This is a genomic window from Pseudomonas sp. SDO5532_S415 (assembly GCF_054071155.1).
On the sequence record NZ_JBSVWS010000001.1, the window covers coordinates 141,569 to 153,951 of the forward strand.

Genomic DNA, 12,383 nt, shown 5'->3' on the forward strand with positions numbered 1-12,383 from the left:
TAGTTGGAGCAACAGCTTTTTTCACCAAAACTAGGGCACAAGGAGAAAATTGAGATACGAGCTTCCCGAGCTGCTGTTCAGGGAAGCTCGATGCAGAGGTCCTGTTTATTGAACTCAGATGTCAAATGACTAACAAATGATCGTGCGACCGTCTTTGATGCAGCGCCTGCAGGGAGCGAAGCGTACAGTTTGATATCACCCATATCCCAACCTTCAAGCACGCGAATCAATACACCCGAGTCTATTTCGTCCTGGCATGACCAAAGCCCTGTGGACAAAATGCCAACGCCACTCACAGCAGACGCCATTGCTACCTCGCATGCATTGGCAGTGATTTTTCCATCGATACTGATCGACACTGCTTTCCCATTTCGGGAAAACAACCAAGGTCTTCCGCCCGCCGGTGAGGGCTCGACAATAATAGAGTGCGCAAGCAAAGCTACAGGTGAACCCGGCATCCCTTTACGTACAAGATACTTTGGCGAAGCCACTAACACCCTAGGCGTACTCGTAATGAGTCTCATCGCTGTTGTAGCCTCCTCAGGTGTTACGACTTGCAGGGCAAGATCGACCTGCGCCCTCAAACCGTCGCGACCAGGCTGATCCGCAACCAGATCAACATCAAGCGTTGAGTGAGAATCAAGAAATGCTGATAACTTAGGTATAACTTCTCTAAGGGATACTCCGGCATGTATACCTAATCTCAGCCGCCCTCGAAGCTCCTCTCCCCCTTGAGCCGAAAAATTCGCCTCCTCAAAGGCCGCCAATATTGGCTCTAAATCCGCCAGGTAACTAGCACCCGCCGGTGTTAATGCCATAGCTCGCGTAGTCCTAACTAACAACATCACCCCGAGATCACGCTCCAAGGCGGCAATTATTCGCGACGCTGATGACTGAGAAATACCTAGCTCTCTGCTTGCGCGCGAGAAACTGCCTGTATACGCAACGCGAACGAACAGTCGAAAGGGAAAAAGATACTCATTCATGCAAAATCCAAATTTATGTTATCTACGCTGGGTGGCTAGTCAATTAAGTAATAATAACCGACTATCTTAGAGTTGGAGAGTTAACAATATACAGAAAAAGGAGCAAGATCAAGATTAACGCTTAGATGCAAATGTCGCTTCGAGCTTTTTTGGTACGCCGTAGTAGTCACTACACCTACTGCAGTAGTCATCATCTAGCTTGAGCGAATAATTGCAGCATCTCGTTACCACTGTCGGACTTAATAAAAGCAAGCGCTATTATCAAGACGCTTAAAAATTATCACACCATCAGACCTGGGGGAAGCTTCAATGTCTCGCTTATCCACAACCCACCCTTCGTCAGCACAGGGTGCCACCTCAGAAATTTATGCCTCTATAAAAAAAGCAGCCGGTATCGTTCCGAATGTTTATGCAACGATTGGAACTCACTGCCCGACCGGTTTAAAGACAATAATTGAACTTGATAAGGTTATCGAAGGAAGTACGCTTTCAGAAGCTGAACTAGCTGCAATCAGGCTGAAGGTAAGCATACATGCGTGCTGCGACTACTGCATAACCGCATACGCATTTCTCGGACAATTTGCGGGGCTATCTAAAGCCACTATAGAAAACATAAGAACTGCACGACCAACTTTAAACGAAAAAATAGATAAATTACTCGATTTTGTGTGCACCCTAATCACATCAAAAGGGATTGTCGACCTCTCCAGTGTCCAGACCCTTTTAGATACTGGATACACCGAAAACAATCTAGTCGAGATTTGTTTAGTTGCTAGTAATACAACGTTCATCAATTTAGTGAACAGAATAAATAATACGACGATTGACTTTCCTCAGTTTGACTTCAAAAGTGAAGCCACGGAAAAAAACTCATAAAATGCGCACGTTTTTGTAATCGCTCAGCTCTTGATTGGGCTAGCCTTGGCTCATCTGTCATGGGCGATGCCCGTCAAATTGAGATGTCGCGATAAAGCGACAAAGCGGTGACATTCCTGCCCTGGGGGCCTCAAGCTCTTGGGGCCTCAGGAGAGGTTGAGTCAGCTCGACGCGGAAAGGAGTATGCTTTCCAAAAAGCGAAGGGCTTTCAAACGCAGCAGCAGCGCAAAAGGAAGGCGCACCTACGATGGAGCAAAAAAATGTGCCACTACGTCCTTCTGTCCACGGATTTTAGACCAAGCGTTTCAAGGATTGCTCCCGCCCAGTTTTCCCAGTGCTGCCGCAGTACTGTGAGACAAGATTTGGATTCCGATCGTAGTTTAAATTCTCGCTAACCAGGCGCGGGATATTTAATAAGAGAGGCTAATATGGCGACGCTACTCCTCCCTAACTCTACTTCAAACTCTACAGCAACGCAAATATATAGCGTTGTCTGCGCACGATTCATGAAGCAAAGAGGCAATCAAAAATATTCATCGAATAGCGGACAGATGACGATTTTAATTTTCTTAACGGGAAATGGTTTGCTTTCGTTAACAGAAGCCAACATGCGCAAAGAAGTAGAGATAAAATGTGGTACGTGCATTGTGCTTGGATGCGCTGAAAGTGAACAAAGCGCGGCATGGGAGTTCCCGAACAATTTCGTTGAAATAATGATTGACGATTACTTTTTACTAAGAACAATTGAAACTTTAAAGCTAAACCTTACCTCTCTCAAAAATATAGTTGCACATCATGGTCCAGAGTCTGGTTTCGATTGTGTGGCTCGTCGCGTCGTCGAAAAAATCGGAGAAGGTATTAGCTCTTGCGCTAGCCTGGTCAGGAACGGCTTTCACTGCCCTGCTGCGGCGAAATTTATTCTTGCAATGCTGCTGAAGGGTCGCAAAAGCGATGAATTTAATTTCGAAATGGTAATACCAAAATCACAGTTACCCGAGCCGCGCTTCAATAAAGTCGCTGAGTACATAGATCAGCGTATTAGCTCCGCAATTCATGTAGGAGAGCTGGCGAGCATCGCTTCACAAAGCCACTTTCACTTCACACGCACATTCAAAGCCAGGACCGGCCAATCCCCTCACGCCTATATTTTAGAACACAGGATCCGTCGCGCCGAATACCTGTTGGCGGAGTCCACCTTGGGTTTGGCACAAATTTCTCAAGAATGCGGATTTAGCTCTCAATCCCATTTCAGTACTGCCTTCAAGCAACATATTGGCATAACCCCAGGGCAGTACAGATATCTCTGGCTTTGTTAGCCATCACGAGAAACGCTGATTTCGCCATGGAGAGTAAAACTTAAACCACGGCGGATGTACCCAGATGTTGCTTATCAAATGCTGGGCCTCAATTGCGCAGGTTAATGCTGCATCCTAAATACACTAACGGACTAACTCCGAGGCAGGTTAATAATATGAGCGCCAAGAGCTTTAAAACCGTGTTCACCTGCATGACTTTGGTCATATGTCTCCATCCTGCGCTATCAAGTGCGGGCTCCCCTTCAACAACACGCCCGAGCAATAACTCCCCCAGCTACGCACGCACTTTCGAGTTGTATGTCGACAAGAACGGCAATATAAAAGTCCCTAAGGATTATAGAACTTCATTTATATTTTTAGGCTCTTTCGCTGTTCCTGGCGGGGATTCACTCGGAGGACTAAAACAGTTACACCAAGTGTATGTTGATCGAGACTCGATTGAATATTACAAATCCCATGGCGAATTCCCCGATGGTGCTATGTTAATTAAAGAGTTGCAGGGTGCTGCTGCCGCTGACTTAACGACTGGCCACGCATCATTCTGGGACAAAAATGATGGATGGTTTGTGATGATAAAAGATACTAAAGCGCGATATCAGAAAAGCGGAATATGGACTGACGGCTGGGGATGGGCGTTAATTGCCCAAGATGCTCCGACAGTAACAACCAATAAAGACACAAGCACATGTATCTCCTGTCACACTCCCGTCAAGAAAACGGATTGGGTGCACGTTTGGGGTTACCCTCTTCTCGAAGCACATGACAAAATCAAAACTCTTAATACTCAGTGACAGCGAGTGATCTTGTATATTTCAGCGGGCGAATTTCATGGGAACCGATCAAATGAATTCGCTCGCTCTGAAAAAATTCAATCTAAGCGTATCGGGCATGCACCCAATTGAAGGTATCGGTACACCTCGCCCCCCACTCTCTCGCGCGTAAAAACTAACTATTCTAGCAATTATTTACGCAACAATACTTCTAGAGCTTTATCCAAAACAAAAATTCCGCCCAGATTATGCATTGACCATCGTATAAACGCTGCACTGGCAAGTGTATTCAATTCAGCTCTACACAACCAATCATGACTGATTAACGATAGTGATTTATATTACGCCCAACTCTCAAAACCCTAAATGATAAAATCACATTGAAGAATATGTGCTACCGTATATTTTAAGAGCATCAAATTTTCCTTGGCATTTGACGAGGATTAATACAATTGTCGCAATTTTATATCATATTGGCTACAAGCGTACCTCTTGCTTTTACCATGGGTTTCGCCATAGGGCGTGGAGACGTTTGTGCTGTCGCTGCGGTCAATTATTGGATAAACCATAAGCGAACAACCTATCTTCGGGCTTTCATAGTAGCTACGGCTTCGGCTGGGTTTGTGCTGCTGCCAAGCGCGTGGTTCTTCCCAACCACCGTTACCTTATCTCAAACCTACCAACCATCTTGGATCATGCTCATTGCCGGTGCGCTTTTTGGTCTCGGTGCCTTTCTGAATGGCGCATGTGTGTTCGGTACTCTCGCGCATATATCAAAGGGGGAGATGGACTATATCGGCACGATTGCTGGCATGTTCATAGGAGCGGTCTTCGCTCCATTAGTTACATCTAGTACTGAAGGATACTTTTTTTTAGAATTATCGAAACCATCTGCACTAGCCCTTTTCGTGTGGTTGGTCTTTATTTCTATTGCTTTTCATGAACTTGCATTAAAGCGAAGCCCTATGAATCCTGGCGAATTTAAGCCCTCTTCAGATCGTGCTTGGAGTCCCACTTTATCAATGTCGGTAATTGGTATTACGGGAGGATTGCTCTATGCGCTTATCGGAAACTGGGGGTATCTGACAGTACTTTCTCACGGTGCAGCTAAGCTGATCACCCCCTATGTGCCTAATGTCACCATCCAGGTACTTACAGCCACAGGGGCGCTGATTTTTGGTGCCATTGTGGCAGCGTGGAAAACTCACAAGCTGAAATTACGCAAGCCTGGTTTTTTTCCTCTTTTTCAAAAACTGGTGGGAGGCTCGTTAATGAGTTTCTCCGCCATAGTTATTCCTGGTGGCAACGATGCTTTATTATTATATGGCATTCCATCCCTAGCCCCCCACGCCTTCATCGCATATGCAATGATGTTATTAGTATTAGCCTCACTTTTTAAGATTCGCTACAAGCCTAAAATTTGATTGTTGCTGGTGCTTTTACTGGCTCCCACTTTACAAAAAGATAATTTCAACTCTCCGCTATTTGACACTTTACAAGCGCATACACCCCCCACTTTAAATCATCATCCATGCCAGCTTCTGACCAACCAACAGATAAGCATGAGAGCCTCCCCCCAAAAAATTATAGATCGACACAGCCACGACAAGCATGATACGCACGTTTTTGGAAGAGCTGTTTCAAATCGTCCGCTAAGCTCCCCCCGCACCAAATCAATATCCTCCCTTTTTGATCAAGGTAAGAGGCAGTTGCAGTATGGATACAGCTTGCACTGCTCATTTCCTATTAGGCAGGTGGATTTGAGAAAGGACTCCCCAGTTGGTGGTAGTCGATTTATAAAAATCGATTCCGAATTCTATCTCAGCGAATCGGCATAATTATGATGACATAAGCTCCCTGAAAAACCTGGATTCTTTGGTATATGTTCCTAGGCGGGTACGCTTTTTCTACAGAAGCGTTATTTGCTAGTTTCTTATCTTGTCGCCACTACCTATTCCTACTCAGGATTGACTTGATCCAAACAAGGAGAGTAAAACTTGTCTATTCAGCGACTTTTTACAATTATTTTCTCAGCCATTATCATCAGCGCGATAACTCTCAGCCTGGTTGTAATGGCGATGATAAAAAACCAACAAAGCCTAAGCGAAAGCGAAGAAAATCGATATAGATCTTATCTATTAGCCGATGAATTGCGACAGAGCTCTGACGACTTAAGTCGAATGGCTCGCACTTTTGCAGTCACCGGAGAAAGTCGCTACGCCCAGTTGTACAAGCAGATCTTATCGGTTAGAAATGGGCAAGAACATCGACCTACCAACTATAACTTTCCCTACATTGACTTCCTTGCCGCCGGCCAGCAGGTTGATACTGACTTCGATCCTGCTATACCGCTATTCGAGCTGATGCGCCAACAAGGAATGAATCAAGCTGAACTCGCTAAGCTGAAAGAGGCTGAGCAAGCTTCGAACGAACTGGCGAGAATCGAAGCTGACGCGATGGACACCGCCTCCGGGGCCAAAGGCACCGCACCTGATCTCAATGCTTCGACTCGCTTGGTCTACAGCCCTCGTTACGACGCGGAAAAAGCGCGCATTATGACGCCTGTAAAAGAGTTTTTCGGCTTACTCAATCAACGAACTCAGCAAGAAGTAAGTGATTTGCGCTTCACGAGTTCCGTTTATATGAGCGTGGTGTGTGCAATGGTTTTTCTGCTAATCGTTATTGCTGGCATCGGTATCTTAACTATACGACGCAAGGTAAGTGGCGCTCTGCTGCGGCTCTCGAACGACGCCCAACGGGTTGCTGAAGGAGATCTGAGCACCAATTTAGATGCTCAAAATGGGGGAGAATTTGGAGTTCTTTCTCATGCATTCGGAAAGATGGTTATCAGATTACGAGACGTTGTGACTAATGTTGTGAACTCTAGCAGCCAGCTCGGAGTATCCGCAGAACAACTCACCAATACAACACGCATCACACTGGAAAACATAAGGCAGCAAGAGTTACACACCTCTGAAGTGGCAACTGCCATTACGGAAATGGCCGCCACTGTTCAAGAAGTAGCCCACCATTCTGCTCAGACAGCAGAAGCGGCCCAGAAAGCTGATGGTTCTGCCGCAAGCGGCCGCGCGGTAGTAGAGCAAATGGTCGGCACCATCCAGCAGCTATACGATGATATTGGCAAAGCTGCGGAAGTAATTCAGGCCTTGGCCGCAGACACCTCTAGCATCGGCGGAATTCTTGATGTGATTCGTAGCATTGCCGACCAGACCAACCTGCTCGCTCTCAATGCTGCGATCGAAGCCGCCAGGGCTGGAGAACAAGGCCGAGGTTTCGCCGTTGTTGCAGATGAAGTACGAAACTTGGCGAAACGCACTCAGGATTCGACTCAAGAAATTCAAGATATGATCATGCGCTTACAGGAAGGCGCCAAGCAAGCAGTATGCGTTATGGATCAAAGTCGTAGTCAAGCTGAGGCTGGCTCTCGACAAGCGGACGATGCCGGTCATGCTCTCGAGAACATTACTCACGCCAATCGGGTGATCAGTGAAATGGCTGTTCAGATCGCCAGCGCTGCTGAAGAACAGGCTGTCGTTGCTCATGATATAAGTCAGCGAATCGAACAGATTCGAGAATTAGCTAGTCATAATGCAACGGGGTCCGATCAAGTGAGTAGCGCCAGTGAAGGAGTCGCTCGTCTTGCTGAAGGCCTGAACGCCCAGGTAAGCCATTTCACTCTCGTGCGTTCTTAACCTTTTAAATTTCCGCCGGAGCAATCAAAAGCGACATCGACCGAAAAGCATTTAGAAATGCTTTCTTAAAAAAGAAAGCATAACCAGATCGTTTTTCCAGCTCACCACAGTTGTATTCACGCGATTCCGTGCTTGCAACACCACTGACAAAACAGGCCCTTGAGGGGCCTTTTTTGTTTTACTCAATCCAAATTAATTGGTGAGCCATGATTCAACAGTGGCCGCGCCGTGTGCTGCTTTCCACTCTTTTAACGTCTTGTGATTACCGCCTTTGGTTTCAACGATCTCGCCATTGTGCGGGTTTTTGTAAACCTTTACCTGTCGTGGCTTGCGAGAAGCTGACTTAGGCTCAGTAGTCGGTGTGCGACGGCCCGCTTCGGGATCCAGCAAATTGATCACATTTTTTAGACTGAAACCGTATTCAGCTAACAATGCACGCAGTTTGCTCTCGAACTCCATTTCTTTTTTTAGCTCAGAGTCACCCTTCATGGACTCCAGCTCTGCGAGCTGCTCGGCAAGTTGCTGTTCGAGCTTACGAAATTCCGCCAGACGAGACATGGGTCAATTCCTTGATGTGTGGATAGCGCAGATTGCTGGGGCACCATGGTATAGGGTTCAAAGACCTAAATCCCTTTCGAGCTGATCCTTACGAACGCCATCGCTAACATGGCTACCATTCACCAGGTACCACTGTAGCTGATAATGCATATGCCAGATCCTGTTCGCTAGCAAACTAGGCCAAGGCAGGAGGCAAAATATAGAGAGCTCTACACCCAAGATCAGCGAAGCGTATCTGAATTTCTATTTGAACCGCACCCCTCAGTTTTCAACGTGCAGAGAAGGTTGATGCTGGTCAGCAGCATGGCCTCCAACGCGCTATCAACCGGCTTGCTCAAAAGCTCGAAAAAACTATGGCATTGATCGAGAGGTACGAGCCGAGTCAAGACGCGTTCAGTTTTTCGCGCCGTTCCCTATCGCGTAACTAATTCGCCTCAAGGTGGCTGACTACGTGATGGCTCTCCAACAACCAACATTCTGCGATCGTGTCGAAGTCAAAGCCCGGCATTGGGTACTTACGGATTGGAAAGGCTAAAGAAGAGTTTTCTATTACCTGAAGCGAGAGCGCCTTCAGGGCACAGACCTTTCAGTTTTGATCGCCAAAATCATGGATAGGCGAGAACAGCCAGGCCATGGGTAGGGTTCCATGCCCCATACGACCATAGACACCCCGATACGCTGAGCTGAAATCGCTCGTCCAAATCCGCGGAGACGCCACCGACTCTTTCGTTCAGAACATGAGCGCTTGGTCTCCGAGGCAGCCGAATGCGGTGACGACTACTTCTTTGAAGCAACGCTTCTTTACCGGCAGGCCATCCAAACAATCACTCCCCTAGGGGTATAGGGTAACGCTGTGGAGAGGTGTTCGAGTTGCAATCACAATTGGTGCGTCAGACTAATAGTTTCCGGTACTGAATAAAGCTTGAACGATCGGCAATACGGTCATAAAGCTGCATAGCATTGTGGTTGGACTCGTGAGTAAGCCAGTGCACACGAGACGCTCCGCGTCGCCTAGCATCCGCATATACATGCTCGATCAATGCCCGGCCAATACCGTTACCCCGAGCGTAGTCAGCGACAAACAAATCCTGGAGATAACAGTGGTCACTCATTGCCCACGCAGACCGATGGTAGATCGAATGCACTAAGCCTGATGCTTGTGCCCCCACCATGGCAAGCGCCGCATACATTGGCTCCACTGGGTCCAAGAAGCGCGTCCACGTATTGAGCGTCACGGCTTCAGGGATATCTACTTCATAAAATCGCTGATAGCTTTGCCATAGCGGAAGCCAGATATCAAAATCCTTGTTCTCTATGGCTTTTATCTCAATTGATTGCATAGTGTGCTCCCGTAATTTAGTTGGCGCCCGGGTCCTTCATGGCGGCGCGTGAGAAGAGGTGGTCGAACACCTCCAGCTGACAATCGAAAAGAGCTGCCCGGGCCTTCCACTCAGAGCCAATTCGAAGGCCGAAAAGTGGGGACCGAAGCAGCCTAATCCTCCTTCTCTATCAATGATCACAAGTCTTGCAAGGTGCAAGTCCAACAACCTTTACGTATCTCTTACCCATGACGGACGCCTACTTGGCTTGCTTAACGCCAACGTGGTTCATTCAGACGTCGCGCCTAGTCTGTGATTGCTTTCAAACCGTACTTTTGAAGGTAGGTACTTTTGATTTCGTCCTGACTCCGAGGTGGGTGGGCAAGGACATGAGCTGGAGACAGCAAAGGAGTGATCGATGTGGTTTCGATTTTTACAACGTGATCGACAGGATACTCCGGGCCATTTACCGCTCGAACCCAATTGGCGATCACCACGGACTCCTCTTCGGTTGGTGGAAGTATCAATGCACGGCCCTTGAATCGATAACCGCGCCTCTGGAAGATATCGACTACGTTAATTTCTACGGCTGGATTGCGCGTCAAGTTCAGTATCGTCTGCGGCGAAGCGATATCTGCGAAGTAGAGGACGCCGTTCGTGACTGTCAAAGACGCCTTCGGCGAAAGATTGGGCGTCCCGTCTTCATTGACTGTTGCAACGAACGACAGCAACGCCAGCCTGACGATATCCTCCATGTCATCAGTGATTTTAATCATGGACATGAAGCCTCTCTCACGACCGTCAAGTCGATCGTTGCGAGGGCTTTTTGCCTCGCGAATATGGCCTGGTCCTGGTCGAGAAATGCAGTAGCCTGCACAGAAAGAAATTGCTGGGTTTTCAACCCCACGCTGTCCAGCACCACCGATAGATACGGTGTGAGAAAGTCAGGTTGGTTGGCTCGATCACCCGTAAAGACGCCACCGGAAGCGATACCGATAAACACTGGACGATCCCGGAGCATTCCTACTTTTCCGGTAGGCGTCGACATGAACGTGCGACCGGCGCGGAGAATCTGGTCTATCCACGCCTTGAGGACCGACGGAACAGTTAAGTTGTTCATGGGTGTTCCGATGACAATCACATCGGCTGCATCGACTTCCTGAATAAGCTCTTCCGATAAATCCAACGAGCCCTTCGGCGGGGCCGCTAACGTTGTTGGCGACGACAGGGCAGTCGCGTAGTCAGGCGAAGCATGCGGAAGTGGGCTAGCGGCAAAGTCACGCCGGCTGATACTCGCACCAGGCGCAACTTCAAGGAGCATTTTGACGATCGCTGCTGAAAGCTCGCGGCTATGCGATTCTGGACGCGAGCTGCAATCAATGTGGAGGATATTCATGTGAACGATCCCGATGCTTTTGCGAACCCGATCACGACTATTTTCATCGTCTACTCTCCTCAGTCAGTTGCTGTCACTTCGAGCCCGCGCTGCACCGCTGGACGCGAGAGGCCACGGTTGAACCATGCTTGAACATGAAGAAAGCGGTCGAAGCCGACGAGCTCACGCGCTTCATAAAAGCCAATCAGGTTACGCACCCAACCGAGCAGCGAAATATCCGCGATACTGTAATCAGCCCCCATCACCCAGTCGCGATCCGCAAGCCGGTTGTCCAGGACCCCAAGCAGTCGAGCTGATTCGGTTACGTAACGGTCGCGAGGGCGCTTGTCTTCGAAGTCTTTGCCAGCGAACTTATTGAAGAAGCCGACTTGGCCGAACATCGGCCCGACTGCCCCCATCTGCCACATCACCCACTGGATCGTTTCGTAGCGAGTGTTCGGATCGGTCGAAATAAATTGTCCTGTCTTGTCGGCAAGATAGAGAAGGATTGCCCCTGATTCGAACAACGCAAGTGGTGCGTTGCTCGGCCCATCGGGGTCGTAGATAGCAGGAATCTTGCCGTTGGGGTTGAGCGCGAGAAAGGCTAGGTCATGGCTTTCGCCCGCCATGATATCGATTCGGTGCGCCTCGTATGCGAGGCCAGTTTCCTCAAGCATGATACTGACCTTCACCCCATTGGGCGTCGGCAGGGAAAAGAGTTGCAACCGATCGGGATACCGCGCCGGCCAGCGTGTGAAAATCGGATGATCAAGTGTCACTGTCTTGCCCCTAAATTTGTCGCCACTGACGAAAAACCCGAATGCGGTCCCAAGAATCCCTCTAGGGTGCACCCGGGCTTTCGCATTACGCTCGCATCACATCAAACCCACACAGCACCATCAGAGATCGTCGATGTGAACGGATAGACTTTAGATCGAACCAGCCGGGGTTACGGCAGGGAAGTCTTTCTCAGGATCGAACACGTTATTGAAAAAATTGGTGAGGGAGTACATGGCCACCAGCGCGATGATTTCCATAACATTCGCATCTGTGTAGCCAGCGTCGCGGACGGCCTTCAGATCAGCATCACTGACCTTGCCCCGGGTTTCGATGACTTTGTGCGCGAACTGAAGGGCAGCGTTGCGCTTTGGGTCGGTGGCCTTGCCTTTGCGAGCGAGAATGACTTCATCGGCCGGCATCTTGGCCATATGCTCAGCCGTGAAGCTGTGAACCGTCAGGCAGTAATTACACCCATTTGCTTCGGAAACAGCGAGACCGATGCTGTCACGAGTCTTCACGTCAAGCGCCTTACTCAAAGAACCAAGCAAAGTGGCCCATGCGTTGAACGCAATCGGACTTTGCGCGAAGGCCGTCATCATGTTTGGAGTGAACCCGATGTTCTTGGTGAATGCATCGAGAGTTGGCTTCGAATCAGCTGGCACTTGTTCCGGCATTAAAACTTCACATCTA

Annotated in this window: 12 protein-coding genes and 1 pseudogene; 6 read left to right on the top strand and 7 right to left on the bottom strand. The window is 48.6% G+C overall.

Going from position 1 to position 12,383, the window contains the following annotated elements; all coding sequences use genetic code 11:
- Nucleotides 1-77 precede the first annotated feature (77 nt).
- A complete protein-coding gene (locus tag ACW9HW_RS00670; protein ID WP_081743898.1) occupies nucleotides 78-986 on the bottom strand; it encodes a LysR family transcriptional regulator in 909 nt (302 codons plus the stop codon).
- A gap of 309 nt (nucleotides 987-1,295) precedes the next feature.
- Here ACW9HW_RS00670 and ACW9HW_RS00675 point away from each other — a divergent pair, with 309 nt between their 5' ends.
- The 6 genes and pseudogenes from ACW9HW_RS00675 to ACW9HW_RS00700 all read left to right on the top strand — a co-directional run bounded on the left by ACW9HW_RS00675 (nucleotide 1,296) and on the right by ACW9HW_RS00700 (nucleotide 7,661).
- Nucleotides 1,296-1,862, top strand: coding sequence for a carboxymuconolactone decarboxylase family protein (locus ACW9HW_RS00675; protein WP_457397449.1), 567 nt, complete (start codon nucleotides 1,296-1,298; stop codon nucleotides 1,860-1,862).
- A gap of 428 nt (nucleotides 1,863-2,290) precedes the next feature.
- The gene (locus tag ACW9HW_RS00680; RefSeq protein WP_457397450.1) at nucleotides 2,291-3,178 is read left to right on the top strand and encodes a helix-turn-helix domain-containing protein; all 888 of its coding nucleotides are present in this window, start codon (nucleotides 2,291-2,293) and stop codon (nucleotides 3,176-3,178) included.
- 155 nt (nucleotides 3,179-3,333) lie between these two features.
- Nucleotides 3,334-3,969 carry a cytochrome P460 family protein gene (locus ACW9HW_RS00685; RefSeq protein ID WP_457397452.1) on the top strand — a complete coding sequence of 212 codons (636 nt, stop codon included), beginning with the start codon at nucleotides 3,334-3,336 and terminating at the stop codon, nucleotides 3,967-3,969.
- A 431-nt stretch (nucleotides 3,970-4,400) separates the two neighbouring features.
- Complete coding sequence (locus ACW9HW_RS00690) at nucleotides 4,401-5,372, top strand: YeeE/YedE thiosulfate transporter family protein (RefSeq protein ID WP_457397453.1); 972 nt, start codon at nucleotides 4,401-4,403, stop codon at nucleotides 5,370-5,372.
- 1,236 nt (nucleotides 5,373-6,608) lie between these two features.
- A pseudogene (locus tag ACW9HW_RS00695) lies at nucleotides 6,609-6,797 on the top strand (HAMP domain-containing protein); the annotation flags it as partial.
- Nucleotides 6,789-7,661 carry a methyl-accepting chemotaxis protein gene (locus ACW9HW_RS00700; RefSeq protein ID WP_457397637.1) on the top strand — a complete coding sequence of 291 codons (873 nt, stop codon included), beginning with the start codon at nucleotides 6,789-6,791 and terminating at the stop codon, nucleotides 7,659-7,661. The pseudogene ACW9HW_RS00695 and the gene ACW9HW_RS00700, both read left to right, overlap by 9 nt.
- Before the next feature lie 192 nt (nucleotides 7,662-7,853).
- Here ACW9HW_RS00700 and ACW9HW_RS00705 read toward each other — a convergent pair whose 3' ends face one another.
- The 6 genes from ACW9HW_RS00705 to ACW9HW_RS00730 form a co-directional block, all read right to left on the bottom strand.
- Complete coding sequence (locus ACW9HW_RS00705) at nucleotides 7,854-8,219, bottom strand: histone-like nucleoid-structuring protein, MvaT/MvaU family (RefSeq protein ID WP_457397455.1); 366 nt, start codon at nucleotides 8,217-8,219, stop codon at nucleotides 7,854-7,856.
- An 890-nt stretch (nucleotides 8,220-9,109) separates the two neighbouring features.
- Nucleotides 9,110-9,559, bottom strand: coding sequence for a GNAT family N-acetyltransferase (locus ACW9HW_RS00710; RefSeq protein WP_457397456.1), 450 nt, complete (start codon nucleotides 9,557-9,559; stop codon nucleotides 9,110-9,112).
- 284 nt (nucleotides 9,560-9,843) lie between these two features.
- The gene (locus tag ACW9HW_RS00715) at nucleotides 9,844-10,320 is read right to left on the bottom strand and encodes a pyridoxamine 5'-phosphate oxidase family protein (protein ID WP_457397458.1); all 477 of its coding nucleotides are present in this window, start codon (nucleotides 10,318-10,320) and stop codon (nucleotides 9,844-9,846) included.
- Nucleotides 10,311-10,934 (bottom strand): FMN-dependent NADH-azoreductase, encoded by a 624-nt coding sequence (locus ACW9HW_RS00720; protein WP_457397460.1) that lies wholly within the window; start codon nucleotides 10,932-10,934, stop codon nucleotides 10,311-10,313. The genes ACW9HW_RS00715 and ACW9HW_RS00720 overlap by 10 nt, the downstream gene beginning before the upstream one ends.
- A gap of 59 nt (nucleotides 10,935-10,993) precedes the next feature.
- Nucleotides 10,994-11,692, bottom strand: a complete 699-nt coding sequence (locus ACW9HW_RS00725) for a glutathione S-transferase N-terminal domain-containing protein (RefSeq protein ID WP_457397462.1) — start codon at nucleotides 11,690-11,692, stop codon at nucleotides 10,994-10,996.
- Nucleotides 11,693-11,842: 150 nt separating this feature from the next.
- Nucleotides 11,843-12,367, bottom strand: a complete 525-nt coding sequence (locus ACW9HW_RS00730; RefSeq protein WP_457397463.1) for a carboxymuconolactone decarboxylase family protein — start codon at nucleotides 12,365-12,367, stop codon at nucleotides 11,843-11,845.
- Nucleotides 12,368-12,383: the final 16 nt, after the last annotated feature.